Genomic DNA, 13,130 nt, shown 5'->3' with positions numbered 1-13,130 from the left:
CTCCTCCGTCACAATCAATACGTAGTAAAAATTGGTTCATGATCTACTTTTGTATCTAGGTCTGTTCTGACATTTACCGTTGTATATAAAACTTTTTCAACAGGTATACTATAATAATTGTCTTCGCTACTGCTGAATTGGTGTACACCTTTTTTCGTCAGAATACCATTGATTTTATTCATCAGTACTCTTTTTTCTACACTATTACTGACCACATAGTAAATCACACGTATATTGTTTACTAAATGTAAATCGACTTCTAACATTACTTGATCCATGAAAATTTCATCCTTTCTTTCGGATCAATTATAGCAAGAAACTTCTTGTTAATCAAAAACCTTTGTATGTCCTTCTTGGTTATCAATTAAAGAAATACTTGCATCATTTGATACAAAATGTTATTTTGTATCAGATATCATTATTATTCTGGGAGGCACTCTCGTGATTGCGATTGGTCAGCTTGTTTTTTACATTCCATTTTTCATCATGCTAAGTATTCTTTTCTATTACATAAATTGGACAAAAAAGAAACTATCTGTTTTACTTGTTTCTCTTCCAAGCATCTATTTTACTTATCAAATCTTTTCTTTCCGCCATTGGGAAATCCCTTCTGTCTTAATTAGACATGTCATTAGTTTAGTTATTTCAGTCATTATACTGATACTTTGGATATTTTATTTATTAAATAAACAAGATTAGTGTGTGTATAGATTGTGAATAAACGAACAAAAAATGAGTGTGAAAAAAGTGAGCAACCACTTTTTCACACTCATTTTTGATCATTCATTTACACCAAAGAAAGATTTGAACCGTTCAAGGATTGATGCTTGTTTTAAATCAATAAACTGTTGGGCAACAGAAAATTTGTCCTCTAGCAATTCTTTATTTGATTCAATCAAAATTTTTGCTTCTTCGTACTTCTTTTCTTTACATAGTTGCTTGACTTCATTCAATACATCACCAGCACTCATCTTTTCACCTACTTCAGTTATTAGGAACCTGTTGATATAAAAGGTTGTCTCAATGTTGAATGTTTACGATTCTTTCACATAATGAACTTTCTTCCGCAGCACAAAAGCTATTCTTTTTGATCACTTGACGTGATAAACCGGATCGACTCTTGGTACTCACGATAGTCTCTACTATAAAGATCTGTTAATCGATCTGGCAAAACGAACCAAGCTGGATGGTACCCATTTACAGTGACAGGAAATCCTTTCTCTTGCAGACTATCACCATCCCAGCGTAAGGCAATCGCTGTTTTGCCTGACCATTTCACTAAAGCAACAGAATAACCTTTTTTCGTCTGCGTACCATCTTCTAAAATTTTGAGGATTTCTATTTTTTCTTTAGGAGCTGTAACCTCTTGTGGACGTACCATTCTTTCCCCTCCTTATTTGACCACTAACACACTGCAGGGCGCATGAGTAACAACATAAGATGCTGTAGAGCCGACTAAAGCTTGTTGGATTGCTCCTTTACCAGTAGCCCCCATGACAATCAAATCGATCGCTTCTTGTTGTGGAAACACCGTCCCAATCAAGTTACGTGGGTCTCCCGTTTCAACAATAGCATGGATGTCATTGATCCCATATTCTTTCGCATCATGGATCTTTTTTAGCATTTCGACTTCTATCTTCTGTTTTTCTTCTGCATAGATTTTTGAAAATGCGTAGGCGCTATGTGTCAACTCTACTTTATTGATGATCGAAACGATAAATAATTCGGCTTCATTATCTTTCGCTAAATCTAGCGCTTCCAAAAAAGCTTGTTCTGATTGCTTAGACCCATCGACAGCTACCATTATTTTTTGATATCTCTTACTCATGTTATCGCCTCCTTGTTTCTATTATTGTAACATCACATGCTAAATTTAAAAAAAATTACGCTGTTTTCAATTATTTCGTATTTATTTTCAAAAAATGTAGCTTTTTTTTACTTGTTTTTAGTGTTTATTTTTCTCATCAATTGTTCTTGTTAGTGGTTTATTTTAAACGTTTATGACGGTTTTCTCATTGTTTTTCACATTTTATGATAATCTGTTTGTTACAAAAAACGTATCTTTGTTACAAAGTGTCATAGAGCTTTTACCTATGAAATATTTTCCCATGGTAAAGTATTCCTCGTTGGACACAACAAAACTATTTTTAAATTTATGAAGGAGATCTTACATGAAATCACTTAAAACATTACTATTAGGAACAACTTTGACTGCCGGCGCACTATTCTTTATGGGAACATCTGCACATGCGGACGAAGCTTATACCGTTCAATCAGGTGATACGCTATCAACGATTTCTCAAAAATACGTTGGTGATAACTCCTTGATCCAAACTATTGCAGAAAAAAATTCAATCTCAAACATCAACTTGATTTATTCAGGTCAACAATTAACAATCCCAACAGGCGAACAAGCAGCAACAACACAAACAGCTTACCAAGCGCCTGCTCAAACAAAAACAGTGGCTGAACAACCAGTGAAGCAAGAACCAGTTCAACAAGCAGCACCTGCTCAACCAGTTGCTCAAGCAACGCAAACAGCGGCACAAGCAACACCAACGACAACAAACACAAGCTCAGCGAAAGAATGGATCGCTCAAAAAGAATCTAGCGGTTCTTATACAGCAACAAACGGTCGTTACATCGGACGTTACCAATTAGATTCTTCTTACTTAAATGGTGACTATTCAGCAGCAAACCAAGAACGAGTTGCTGAACAATACGTATCTTCTCGTTACGGCTCATGGGAAGCAGCTAAATCTTTCTGGGAAGCAAACGGTTGGTACTAATATAAAATAGCTTGTTTAAAAAGCGAAGATCCCTCTTTAGGATCTTCGCTTTTTTATTGATTCTATTCATTTATTTTTTTGAGATTGTTTTAACTTCTTGATCGCCCATTCGTAGTGACTGGCAGTTGCAGAAATGAAATAACTACCTAATGTGGTATTCCCCACCCATGCAAATTGCTTTTTCTGGAATAACTCTTCATCACTCAATGCATCTAATTTTTTCATTACTTGCTCATGGCTTTTTTTCAAATAGTTTTCAGCTTCCACTAAAGAAGTTGTTTGATGCTTTTCTACAAACTCTTCATTCATCTTCCCGTAGGTTCGCCAATTATACGGTTCAGGCAAGAAATTTCTTTCTTCTCCGTTAAAGTTGCTTTCAAGCCATCGTAACAATAGTTGATGCCATTCGTACAAATGGATCAATACATCTTTTAAGTCTTTGTCTCGTCGCCAATGTGCTTCCTTTTTTTTCGCCAAAAACTCTTCACTAAATTGAAAGGATTGCTTACGATCTTCCTCACTCATACCGTTAATTAATCTCCATAACTCATCGAATTGGCTGTTTGCTTTTTCAAGCAATTCATCTTTTGATTTTGGTCGCATATAACGCACCCCCTCTTTTTTGCTAAATCACCTGCTCACCATAAGGAATTTCAAAATGATTTGTAGTAACTTTTATGTGTTCATTATTTTGTATTACGAGCAACAAAAGCAAAACGATGTTGCAAATTATAAATCGTACCATGTCGTTTCAACTCTTCATAAAGTCCCAATAACTCTTTGAAATTTTTCTCAACTGTAAATCCTGGGTACTCCCATTCAATCGTCCGTACATAAAAGATCAAACTATCCATATCAAAGAATTGTTGATTCAAATAGGCTTCGTCACAAAACAAAAGATCAAAATGGTGCTGTTCTAGTTCTGCTTTCACTAAGGAAAGATGAAAATCAAAACATTCTTTCCTTACTTCTGGCATCAAACGAGAAGCCAAATTCAACCCGTTGAAATCTCCTACTTGTTGAGAAATAAATAACCCATCTGGTTTCAAGACACGCTTCACTTCAGCTACTGCAAAAGATTCATGAGAATTGATCACTAGATCAAATGAATCATCTGGAAAATCCAATACGTCCTCTTCCCCCACAAATTTTACTGTTACACCTTGAGGGTCAAGTGTTTGTAATAATAGCTGGTAATTAGGCGGATACCCTTCCGTTACTGCTGTCTGTTCATAAGGATGGTTAAATGTTTGTAACAATTCACCTCCACCTGTGCCCATATCTAATAGAGACATAGTTGGAGTTAAATAATTTAAAACAAGCTCTCGGTAATCCCACGGAGGCTCTTCACACGACCATTTCCCATCTAAATAGGAAAAATCCCAGCCAGTAAAATTTTTCTGTTGTTCCTCACTTTTAAGCCACTCTTTTTTTAATTGGTCCATCATCTTTTATCGCTCCAGTCATTATGATTTTATAATCGTTGACGGCGATATAGTCGATTGGATAAAGCATACTCGATATAGGTCTATCCATTCCACTATATCGAGTAGCTACCTCGTTGTTTGCTCATGTTCATTCTCCTTTTGATTGACTTAAAAACAGTATATCATGAAAACCAGGAACAGAAAACGCTTACTAAAAAACTGTTTTGTGCGTTTGCTTAGATTGTTAGATAATTTGGAAGCTATAAATTTTTTGATTTTCAACAACCTCTTTCACAATTATTTTCCTATACTGTACAATCTTTCAGTACATCAGCTATCCGAATATTTTACATAGAAAAAAACTCTTCTATGAGCATTTACTAAAAGCTGTTAAAAGAGTTTAAGTTAGTGTATCAGCCAATAACTCATTATTGATTCAAAATGTCCTTTGCTTTCATTTTTTCCATTTCTTTTATTGTCTTTTTTTTCTTTGATTCTTTTCCGCCTTCATAAATACAGATCAATGTAATCAAACCAACAATAGGCATTAATATATTTCTAAATGTTAGATTTAAATGACCTGTCAAAACGATAAAAACAACTAAACCACTGAAAATCACTGGTAAGATCGCTCCCATATATTTATTCCCTATATAACCACTTAGTGTTTGAAACCCAATCACACCTGCAATAAATAAAAGTTGTATTATATTATTCATCTATACTCTCCCTATGTTTTTTTATAATTTCTTTTGCTACGTCTAAACTTATTTTTTCGTTAATCACGAGTTGCATCATTGATACTTCAAAAGAATCTTCTTGCTTTCCATCAAAAAGTTTTATTTTTTCAATTAATCTATCTAACCTTATTCTTACTGTTGGGTAACTAACTTCATACTCTTTTGCTAACTGCTTTAAGGATCCTGATGCCAACAAAAATTTCTTAATAAATACTTGTTCCTCAGGTTCTAAATTAAAAAACCATTCCATTCATTAACCTCCCAACAAAATATAAATATAATTAAACAAATTTTAACATTGTTAAAAATAAAACACAACTTAATTTATTAAGTATGATTTATAAAGAATTTCGAGATGCGATTTGAATAGAAAAAGAGAAAGAGATAAAAGTCGTTATCATTTATTCATATTTTGACAATTTTACTTCATCCAGCATCAATTTTTACAAAACAAAAACTCCCTCACCAACTTTTTCTAAAAGTTGATAAAGGAGTTTAAAAGTTGTTTACTCGTTGAATATGAAACCCGTGTCAAAATTATCTGATACCAAGTGCAATCCGTGCATAACGACTCATCTTATCCGTCGTCCAGGCTGGATACCAAACTAGTTTGACTTCTGCCTTAGTTACTTCTGGCACTTCTTTTAAGGCGTCGTGGATGGATTCAGTTAGGATATCAGCTAACGGGCAACCCATGGTTGTTAAGGTCATTTTAATGACTGTTTCTCCGTTTTCTGGATCAAACTCGATTTCATAGATCAAGCCTAGGTTGACGATATCGATCCCTAGTTCAGGGTCGATGACCATTTCTAAGGCAGCTAAGATTCGTTCCTTGATTTCATTAACTTCTTCTGCAGACCATTTTTGGTTTGCTTCGCTCATCTTGCAGCACTCCTTCATGCAATTTTCATTTATCATACTCTTTTTTTGCTCATTTGTAAATGAGAATCGAGAGGTTCTATTCTCATTTAGCAGGTTGAAAACAGAAAATTCTTCTGACTTATTTAAATCAATTATTGTTTTTTAGTTTTTGAAGGAGTTTTCTTTATTTCGGGAAAGACACCCGTAGAACGGTAAAGATTTTGTTCGCTTTCATTAGCAAAACGGCCAAATACCGAATGCGTTGGTAAAATATTGATAAAAGCATCTTCGTCGATTTCATGGACGATTTGATCTAAATCATACATTTCATAACGAGTGATCACCATCATGATCGTTTTACCTTCTTTTTTAGAATAGCCACCGATTGATGGTAAGAGGGTCATTCCTCGAACCATATTTTGAGCGATCGCTGCGGTCACTTCATCTGGTTTAACCGTCACAATCATGGCGGTCACTTTTTGATGACTCGTATGAATCGCATCAATCACTTGAGTCATAGCATAGATAGAGATAATCGTATAGAGCGCACTCTCCCAGTTAAAAAGAAATCCCGCAATCACCACGATCAAACCATTTAACATCAGCATATAATTTCCAACGGTTTTCCCCGTAGTTTGTGAAAGGACTAAAGAAATAATATCCATTCCTCCGGTTGTAAACCCCATTTTAAGTGAGATTCCTACACCAACACCTAACAAAACACCGCCGACTAAGGCATTCATTAAAATATTGTCCGTCACCTGCCCAGTGGGAAGTAAGGTGGTTGCTACCGATACGGCTACTACATTGACAAAACTTAAAATCGTTGCTCGTCTGCCTACTTTCAAGAACCCTAGAATAAAGACAGGGATATTCAAAATAAAGATAAAGGCACCTGTGTCCACTTTTACGTGGAGCCAGTCAGATAATAACGAGGCAATGATTTGGGCAATCCCATTCATCCCTGCGGAAAAGACGTTTGCTGGAATCAAAAAATAATTTAAGGCAACCGCTGCGGTCAATCCGGTAACTAAGATAACCACAATCTTTTTTAATATTTCATTTCTTTGATACACTGTCATAATCTTACTCACAAGCACCTCTTCCTTTCAAAGTTATTCCAATTGTAAGAATAACAGGTTATGAATTAAATTAAAATACTTGAATCATAAATGAGAATAATTTTAGTAAAGCTTCAACACAATCATTTGACTATGATACAATAAAATAAAAACAAATCAGGAGGATCACTATGGCAAAAGATGCAAGTTTTGACATTGTTTCAGAGGTCACAATCGAGGAAGTCAGAAATGCGATCCAGCAAACAATAAAAGAATTAACCAACCGTTTTGATTTTAAAGATTCGACTATTGATATCAAATTTGATAACAATAAATTAACCATTCTCAGTGACGATGATTTCAAGATCGAACAAATCAAAGATGTCTTGTTCAGTAAATTAAACAAACGAAATGTTCCAATCAAAAATATCCATTTCTCTGAATCAGAGCATGCCCTTGGAGGAAAAGCACGTCAATCCGCTGAACTTATCAATGGCATTGATCGGGAAAATGCCAAGAAAATCACAACTGAGATCAAAAATTCAAAGATTAAAGTAAAAACCCAGATTCAAGAAGATCAAATTCGTGTAACTGGAAAAAACCGTGATGACCTTCAAGCGGTGATTGCTTTATTGCGAAAATTAGATCTGCCAATCGAACTTCAGTTTACTAACTATCGTTAACAGATAGCTTTACTTGTCAGACAATGAAACAATTGATCCAATACGCGCATAAGACACCTGAATCTACCAGTCGTTTGTGGTTGATTCAGGTGTTTTTAATTTTAAACTACTAGCGCTAGAGTTTTTTCGCATCTCCAATTATTTACTTTTGTGCCAAAAATCGGTGATTTCTTTTGTGAGTTCAGATAGGTTTCTGACAGTGGTCGCTGACTGCCAATGTCTTGGAAACAATTGGCGATAATCCAACCGAGTAAAACGCTGATCTGCTAACAAGACGATTCCCTGGTCACTGGCATCTCTAATGACACGCCCCGCTGCTTGTAAGACTTTATTCATGCCAGGTAATTGGTACGCATAAGCAAATCCCAGCTGATCTTTTTCGTCATAATATTCTTTGATCAACTCCTGCTCATGGTTCATTTGTGGTAACCCAACGCCAACGATCATACTGCCAATTAATCGGGTTCCTTTTAAATCGATCCCTTCTGAAAAGATTCCGCCTAACACACAAAAAGCTAGTAAGGTTTCGTCTGGATCAATTTGAAATTGCTTCAAAAATGTTTCTCTCTCAGTTTCACTCATCATGGTATCTTGAATCAGCACCTTAACATCTGGATGTTTTTCTTGAAAGGCTGTCACTGCCTGATCCAAATATTGGTAAGAGGGGAAAAATATCAAGTAATTCCCGATCTTTTCTTTTGTAAAATGTTGGATCGTTTCAATTAATCGAGGCATGTTCTCTTCTCGTTTACGATAGGTTGTTTCTAAATAATTTGTGATCAGCACTTTTTGGTTTTTTTCTGGAAAAGGACTTGGCAAGCGATAAGCTAAGCTCTCTTTTCCTCCTAGCGTTTCTTGGTAATAAGACAATGGCGAAAAACTAGCGGAAAATAAGATACTACTTCTCCCCTTAGCTAACGATTGTTCTAAAAAATCACTAGGATCGATGCAAAATGCTTTGATGATGAAATCTTGATAAGTTTTCTCTACAGTTGTTTCATAATGATCATCGTAAAATTCACTGATTTTCAAAAAGTGAAGTAAGTCAAAATAAAAGGGGAGTAACGTCTCTTGAATGGCATGTTCAGGATACTCTGCCAACCACTCTTGGATGTGCTCACTCAATTGATAACCAGCATTAACCAATGTGTCCGCGGGTGCTTTTTGATGGTGGTAGGTCCACCCATCTTCATTTGAAATTTCCTGGATCTGATCGAACGCTTTAAGTAACTTATTAAAACGTCGTCTTAACTTTTTAAATTCTTTTGGAATGAGTGCATAGACGTTTCTAGCGCTTCGATATGAAAGTTTTGCGGAGTACATCTCTCGGGAACGACTGACCAAATTATGGGCTTCATCAATCAGAAAAAGATGATCCTCATTTTTTTCGCCTTCAAAAAAACGTCGTAAATAAACAGTCGGATCAAACAAATAATTATAATCCCCAATAATCACATCACACCATAAACTCACATCTAGCGACAACTCAAAAGGACATAACGTATGTTTCTTCGCATAAGTTTCAATAACTTCTCTGGTGATTTGATTTTCATGATTCAATAAATCCCATAATCCTTCATTGATCCGGTTGTAATAACCGTTGGCATATGGACATTGATCTGGATTACATGTTGTTTCGTCTAAAAAACAAATCTTATCTTTGGCTGTCAAAGTCACACTTTTGGTCTCAGCACCCACATCTTTTAACGCCTCCAAAGCATCTTCAGCGACTTGTCTCGTGATTGTTTTAGCCGTTAAATAAAAAATGCGTTCTCCCTCTTCTTCCCCTATTGCTTTCAAAGCGGGGAACAGTGTAGAAACTGTTTTTCCAGTTCCTGTCGGTGCTTCGACGAATAATTTTTGTTTTGTACGAATCGTTTTATAGGCAGCGACTGCTAACTCTCTTTGACCTTTACGGTAGTTGTCATAGGGGAATTTCAAAGCCATCAAAGAAGCATTTCGAACGGTACGCCAATTCTCTTGAAAAATCAGCCATTCTTTATAGTCATCTGTAAGTTTTTTAAAAAACTCATTTAATTGTTCGATGGTTTGATGCTCAACTTTTCGGGTAATGATTCCTTCAGTAGTTTGATAATAAGTTAGTTGCAAATTGATTTCTTTTAAATCATGTTCATGACAATAAATATAAGCATAGGTTCTTGCTTGATGGAAAAATAATTCAATTTGTTCTTTTTCTAAGTCTTCATACCTCGGTTCCGAAGTTTTTATTTCATCAATATAATAGATGCCTTCTTTTTGGAACACGCCATCTGCTCGCCCTTCTATGATTAGCTGGTATTCCTCGAAGTGGACAGTCGTCTTTAAAAAGACTTCTTTTTCATAGTCTTCTCCAGCATCTTTTTGAAGCTTCCGATGGATCTTGGCACCTTCCAGTGCGGTATGGTTACTTTTTTTACGATTGTCGATACTGCCACGCCTTAAGATAAATTCAACAAGGTTACGTACCGATATTTTTGATTGCTTCACCACTCCCACTCCTTTGACTATAAGCTTACCTGAAAAAGAAAAGAATCGCAAAATACTAAAATCAAGCTTATCAATTTGCCGATTTATACGCCTCAACAGATGAAAGTATTACAGCTATTTAGTCACTTCTTCCTTTCACAAGTAGGATCACAAAGCTATAGATTTGTTTACATTATTCAGATATCTCTCTCCCTTTACATTCATCATCGTTCACTTGAAAGTAAAGTAAAACATCCGAAAATAGCTTTTTGCATTTTCGGATGCTTCCCTTTGTTTTTCAGAGTTGGACATCACTGTCGCAAGCTCGAATAGGATATAGAATTAGGATTTTTGGATGAGCTCACTCTAACACCAACTTATTAAAAAGAAGTGAGAATTTTCTGTCCTCTTGTTTAAAATCTCTCAATACTTTTATTTTACATCTTGTCATTGAAATAAGTGGTTCATTTAGGAAGCAAGAAAACTCGGCTACAAAAAAACATGACTCAGCTCTACTATAATAAATTAATTCAATTAATTCATTTATTATTCATACAATTCGATTTAGATTCACCGTGGACCATTCCTCAAGTAGGGTCTTTTGTTTCATCTTATCAATTGAGTTATACTAGAATTAAGTAAGCGATCAGGAGGAACTCTTTATGCATATTGAACAAATCAAAACTGGGATGATCGAAGAAAATTGTTATTTGGTTTATAACGATGAAGCGCTACTGATTATTGATCCTGGTGAAGATGCAGCAAAAATCAAAACGCAAATCGAAAAAACGCAACAACAACCCGTAGCGATTTTACTAACACATACCCACTATGACCATATCGGAGCCGTCGAAAAACTTCGTCAGTTTTATCAGATCCCTGTATATGTTAGTCCATTAGAACAAAGTTGGTTAGGCGATCCGATATTAAATCTTTCTGGTTTGGGAAGACATGATGACATTGCGAATATCATTGTTTCACCTGCTGAATATGAATTTGAAATGAAACCCTATCGTCTAGGGAATATGACATTTCGGGTCGTCCCTACACCTGGTCATTCGATTGGAAGTGTCAGCTTTATCTTTGATGATTTCGTCGTATCAGGTGATGCACTATTTAAAGGCAGTATCGGTCGAACCGATCTATATACTGGGAATCTGGAGCAGCTGCTACACAGTATTCAAACCCAGTTGTTTGTGTTGCCAGATGAATTTGCCGTTTATCCTGGGCATGGAGATGCTACGACCATTGAACATGAAAAAAGAACCAACCCTTTCTTTAATGCTTAACTAACAAATCGATTGGAGGCTGTAAATATGACTAAAACCACTCTTTACATCGTCAGACACGGAAAAACGATGTTCAATACGATTGAACGTGTCCAAGGTTGGTGTGACACACCACTCACCAAACAAGGCCAAGAAGGAATCCACTATCTTGGAAAAGGATTGAAAGACGTTGATTTTTCTTTTGCTTATTCTAGCGATAGTGGTCGTGCTATTGAAACGGCACGTATCATCCTCAGTGAACATGCCAAAGGAAAAGATATCCCTTACTTTATCGATCAAAGGATTCGTGAATGGTGTTTTGGCTCCTTAGAAGGTGGCTATGACATGGAAATGTGGGGAGTTATCCCCCGAGTATTAAACTTCAAAACTTATGATGAGATGTTCACGACGGACGTAACTTTTGAACAAATTGCTAATGCTATTTATAACCTGGATACCGCTGGCTGGGCTGAGACCTACGATACTTTAAAAAATCGTGTATGGTCAGGATTTGAAGACATTGCGCACCATTGCGAAAAAAATGGTGGTGGCAACGTCCTAGTTGTTTCTCATGGGTTGACGATTGGCTTTTTACTCAGCCTAATTGACGTACATCAACCTGTTCGAGCAGGCTTATTAAATGGCAGCGTGACAAAAGTGACATATGAAAAAGGCAATTTTTCAATTGAAGGAATCAACGATACTAGTTACATTGAGCAGGGAAAAAAACACTCGCGGGATTCTTTCTTATAATCGTTCTGTTATCAAACACTGGTTTGCGAGTACTCACTTGAGTACTCGCTTTCTTATGCCCTCTTTCTATTTCTCAAGTTTTTCTTAACATCAAGAAAGCATTTGGTTTTCATTAGAAAGAACGGTATACTTAATACTGTATTTTATTTGGGAAGGAAGGTCCGTATGTTTTTTGCAAATATCATCAAAGCAGCTATCTTAGGAATTATCGAAGGGATTACCGAGTGGTTGCCGATCAGTAGTACTGGTCACTTGATCCTAGCAGATCAGTTCATCAAGCTAGACGCTAGCACACAGTTTATGTCGATGTTCAACGTCGTTATTCAATTAGGTGCTATTTTAGCAGTCGTCGTTTTATATTTTCATAAATTAAATCCCTTTTCTCCAAGCAAAACCACTATTGAGAAAAAAGATACTTGGACATTATGGTTCAAAGTCGTAGTCGCTTGTATTCCAGCAATTATTATTGGATTACCTTTAGATGATTGGTTAGAAGAACATTTTCATAAATTTCTACCAGTTGCGATCGTCTTAATCGTTTATGGGATTGCATTCATTGTTGTGGAAAAAAGAAACAAGACAAAAACACCACGTTGGACAACCTTAAACGATTTTACTTATCAAGCGGCGTTACTGGTTGGATTATTCCAAGTATTAGCGTTAGTTCCTGGAACTTCTCGTTCAGGAGCTACGATCCTCGGAGCCATTTTGATTGGTGCTTCTCGATTTGTAGCAACAGAATTTTCATTTTTCCTTGGTATCCCAGTGATGTTTGGTGCCAGTGGTTTAAAAATCGTGAAGTATCTAGCTGAAGGAAACTCCTTTAAAATGGAAGAAACGATTATTTTACTTGTTGGAACCCTCGTATCATTTATTGTCTCCGTTTTAGCCATCAAATTCTTGTTAAGTTATTTGAAGAAAAACGACTTTACAATTTTTGGTTGGTATCGGATCATTTTAGGGATCATTTTGATTGGTTACTGGTTTATCGCAATGTAACTGAATAAAACGAAGTCAAAGCACCGTATGATTACGGTGCTTTTTTATATTTATTCTAATTATCCCCTTTCCAAAAAAGCGTT

General features: G+C 36.0%; 17 protein-coding genes. 6 read left to right on the top strand and 11 right to left on the bottom strand.

Annotated elements, in window-relative coordinates:
* Positions 1 to 14 precede the first annotated feature (14 nt).
* Positions 15 to 278: a hypothetical protein gene (locus IGJ27_RS05605; RefSeq protein WP_010737474.1), complete on the bottom strand. Its 264-nt coding sequence runs from the start codon at positions 276 to 278 to the stop codon at positions 15 to 17.
* Positions 279 to 441: 163 nt separating this feature from the next.
* Between IGJ27_RS05605 and IGJ27_RS05600 the strand changes: the two genes are divergently transcribed.
* Positions 442 to 699 carry a hypothetical protein gene (locus IGJ27_RS05600; RefSeq protein ID WP_010719317.1) on the top strand — a complete coding sequence of 86 codons (258 nt, stop codon included), beginning with the start codon at positions 442 to 444 and terminating at the stop codon, positions 697 to 699.
* Positions 700 to 779: 80 nt separating this feature from the next.
* On the opposite strand, the gene IGJ27_RS05595 is transcribed toward IGJ27_RS05600, so the two are convergent.
* From IGJ27_RS05595 to IGJ27_RS05585, 3 genes are all read right to left on the bottom strand, one after another.
* Positions 780 to 971, bottom strand: a complete 192-nt coding sequence (locus tag IGJ27_RS05595; protein ID WP_010719318.1) for a hypothetical protein — start codon at positions 969 to 971, stop codon at positions 780 to 782.
* A 107-nt stretch (positions 972 to 1,078) separates the two neighbouring features.
* Entirely contained in the window at positions 1,079 to 1,381 is a 303-nt protein-coding gene (locus IGJ27_RS05590) for a hypothetical protein (protein WP_010719319.1), read from the bottom strand.
* 12 nt (positions 1,382 to 1,393) lie between these two features.
* The gene (locus tag IGJ27_RS05585) at positions 1,394 to 1,828 is read right to left on the bottom strand and encodes a universal stress protein (protein ID WP_010719320.1); all 435 of its coding nucleotides are present in this window, start codon (positions 1,826 to 1,828) and stop codon (positions 1,394 to 1,396) included.
* Positions 1,829 to 2,171: 343 nt separating this feature from the next.
* Here IGJ27_RS05585 and IGJ27_RS05580 point away from each other — a divergent pair, with 343 nt between their 5' ends.
* Positions 2,172 to 2,789, top strand: a complete 618-nt coding sequence (locus tag IGJ27_RS05580) for a LysM peptidoglycan-binding domain-containing protein (protein WP_178306004.1) — start codon at positions 2,172 to 2,174, stop codon at positions 2,787 to 2,789.
* Between the two features lie 66 nt (positions 2,790 to 2,855).
* On the opposite strand, the gene IGJ27_RS05575 is transcribed toward IGJ27_RS05580, so the two are convergent.
* The 6 genes from IGJ27_RS05575 to IGJ27_RS05550 all read right to left on the bottom strand — a co-directional run bounded on the left by IGJ27_RS05575 (position 2,856) and on the right by IGJ27_RS05550 (position 6,911).
* Entirely contained in the window at positions 2,856 to 3,392 is a 537-nt protein-coding gene (locus tag IGJ27_RS05575; protein WP_178306005.1) for a ClbS/DfsB family four-helix bundle protein, read from the bottom strand.
* An 83-nt stretch (positions 3,393 to 3,475) separates the two neighbouring features.
* The gene (locus IGJ27_RS05570) at positions 3,476 to 4,237 is read right to left on the bottom strand and encodes a class I SAM-dependent methyltransferase (protein WP_010719323.1); all 762 of its coding nucleotides are present in this window, start codon (positions 4,235 to 4,237) and stop codon (positions 3,476 to 3,478) included.
* 407 nt (positions 4,238 to 4,644) lie between these two features.
* Positions 4,645 to 4,935, bottom strand: coding sequence for a hypothetical protein (locus IGJ27_RS05565; protein WP_010719324.1), 291 nt, complete (start codon positions 4,933 to 4,935; stop codon positions 4,645 to 4,647).
* On the bottom strand, positions 4,928 to 5,206 hold the full coding sequence (locus IGJ27_RS05560; protein WP_010737470.1) for a DUF2089 family protein: 279 nt from the start codon (positions 5,204 to 5,206) through the stop codon (positions 4,928 to 4,930). Before IGJ27_RS05560 ends, IGJ27_RS05565 begins: the two co-directional genes overlap by 8 nt.
* 287 nt (positions 5,207 to 5,493) lie before the next feature.
* Complete coding sequence (locus IGJ27_RS05555) at positions 5,494 to 5,838, bottom strand: metal-sulfur cluster assembly factor (protein WP_010719329.1); 345 nt, start codon at positions 5,836 to 5,838, stop codon at positions 5,494 to 5,496.
* A gap of 131 nt (positions 5,839 to 5,969) precedes the next feature.
* Positions 5,970 to 6,911, bottom strand: coding sequence for a YitT family protein (locus tag IGJ27_RS05550; protein ID WP_010737469.1), 942 nt, complete (start codon positions 6,909 to 6,911; stop codon positions 5,970 to 5,972).
* Positions 6,912 to 7,069: 158 nt separating this feature from the next.
* Between IGJ27_RS05550 and IGJ27_RS05545 the strand changes: the two genes are divergently transcribed.
* Complete coding sequence (locus IGJ27_RS05545) at positions 7,070 to 7,561, top strand: YajQ family cyclic di-GMP-binding protein (RefSeq protein WP_010719331.1); 492 nt, start codon at positions 7,070 to 7,072, stop codon at positions 7,559 to 7,561.
* A gap of 138 nt (positions 7,562 to 7,699) precedes the next feature.
* Here IGJ27_RS05545 and IGJ27_RS05540 read toward each other — a convergent pair whose 3' ends face one another.
* Positions 7,700 to 10,051, bottom strand: coding sequence for an ATP-dependent DNA helicase (locus IGJ27_RS05540; protein ID WP_178306006.1), 2,352 nt, complete (start codon positions 10,049 to 10,051; stop codon positions 7,700 to 7,702).
* Between the two features lie 638 nt (positions 10,052 to 10,689).
* On the opposite strand from IGJ27_RS05540, the gene IGJ27_RS05535 reads away from it, so the two are divergent.
* From IGJ27_RS05535 to IGJ27_RS05525, 3 genes are all read left to right on the top strand, one after another.
* Positions 10,690 to 11,316, top strand: coding sequence for an MBL fold metallo-hydrolase (locus IGJ27_RS05535; RefSeq protein ID WP_081129078.1), 627 nt, complete (start codon positions 10,690 to 10,692; stop codon positions 11,314 to 11,316).
* A gap of 27 nt (positions 11,317 to 11,343) precedes the next feature.
* Positions 11,344 to 12,048 carry a histidine phosphatase family protein gene (locus IGJ27_RS05530; RefSeq protein WP_053766367.1) on the top strand — a complete coding sequence of 235 codons (705 nt, stop codon included), beginning with the start codon at positions 11,344 to 11,346 and terminating at the stop codon, positions 12,046 to 12,048.
* A gap of 165 nt (positions 12,049 to 12,213) precedes the next feature.
* Positions 12,214 to 13,047 (top strand): undecaprenyl-diphosphate phosphatase, encoded by an 834-nt coding sequence (locus IGJ27_RS05525; RefSeq protein ID WP_010737464.1) that lies wholly within the window; start codon positions 12,214 to 12,216, stop codon positions 13,045 to 13,047.
* Positions 13,048 to 13,130 lie beyond the last annotated feature (83 nt).

Source organism: Enterococcus sp. DIV1726a, assembly GCF_051710985.1.
Taxonomy (GTDB): Bacteria; Bacillota; Bacilli; order Lactobacillales; family Enterococcaceae; genus Enterococcus_B; species Enterococcus_B hirae.
The sequence above is the reverse complement of the archived record's forward strand: the minus strand, read 5'-3'. Positions and strand labels throughout refer to the sequence as shown.

Coding starts and splice junctions, on each gene's coding strand:
- IGJ27_RS05545 (WP_010719331.1), top strand. CDS start 7,070: ATGGCAAAAGATGCAAGTTTTGACATTGTTTCAGAGGTCACAATCGAG.
- IGJ27_RS05570 (WP_010719323.1), bottom strand. CDS start 4,237: ATGATGGACCAATTAAAAAAAGAGTGGCTTAAAAGTGAGGAACAACAG.
- IGJ27_RS05590 (WP_010719319.1), bottom strand. CDS start 1,381: ATGGTACGTCCACAAGAGGTTACAGCTCCTAAAGAAAAAATAGAAATC.
- IGJ27_RS05535 (WP_081129078.1), top strand. CDS start 10,690: ATGCATATTGAACAAATCAAAACTGGGATGATCGAAGAAAATTGTTAT.
- IGJ27_RS05575 (WP_178306005.1), bottom strand. CDS start 3,392: ATGCGACCAAAATCAAAAGATGAATTGCTTGAAAAAGCAAACAGCCAA.
- IGJ27_RS05605 (WP_010737474.1), bottom strand. CDS start 278: ATGGATCAAGTAATGTTAGAAGTCGATTTACATTTAGTAAACAATATA.
- IGJ27_RS05525 (WP_010737464.1), top strand. CDS start 12,214: ATGTTTTTTGCAAATATCATCAAAGCAGCTATCTTAGGAATTATCGAA.
- IGJ27_RS05555 (WP_010719329.1), bottom strand. CDS start 5,838: ATGAGCGAAGCAAACCAAAAATGGTCTGCAGAAGAAGTTAATGAAATC.
- IGJ27_RS05585 (WP_010719320.1), bottom strand. CDS start 1,828: ATGAGTAAGAGATATCAAAAAATAATGGTAGCTGTCGATGGGTCTAAG.
- IGJ27_RS05560 (WP_010737470.1), bottom strand. CDS start 5,206: ATGGAATGGTTTTTTAATTTAGAACCTGAGGAACAAGTATTTATTAAG.
- IGJ27_RS05580 (WP_178306004.1), top strand. CDS start 2,172: ATGAAATCACTTAAAACATTACTATTAGGAACAACTTTGACTGCCGGC.
- IGJ27_RS05530 (WP_053766367.1), top strand. CDS start 11,344: ATGACTAAAACCACTCTTTACATCGTCAGACACGGAAAAACGATGTTC.
- IGJ27_RS05565 (WP_010719324.1), bottom strand. CDS start 4,935: ATGAATAATATAATACAACTTTTATTTATTGCAGGTGTGATTGGGTTT.
- IGJ27_RS05595 (WP_010719318.1), bottom strand. CDS start 971: ATGAGTGCTGGTGATGTATTGAATGAAGTCAAGCAACTATGTAAAGAA.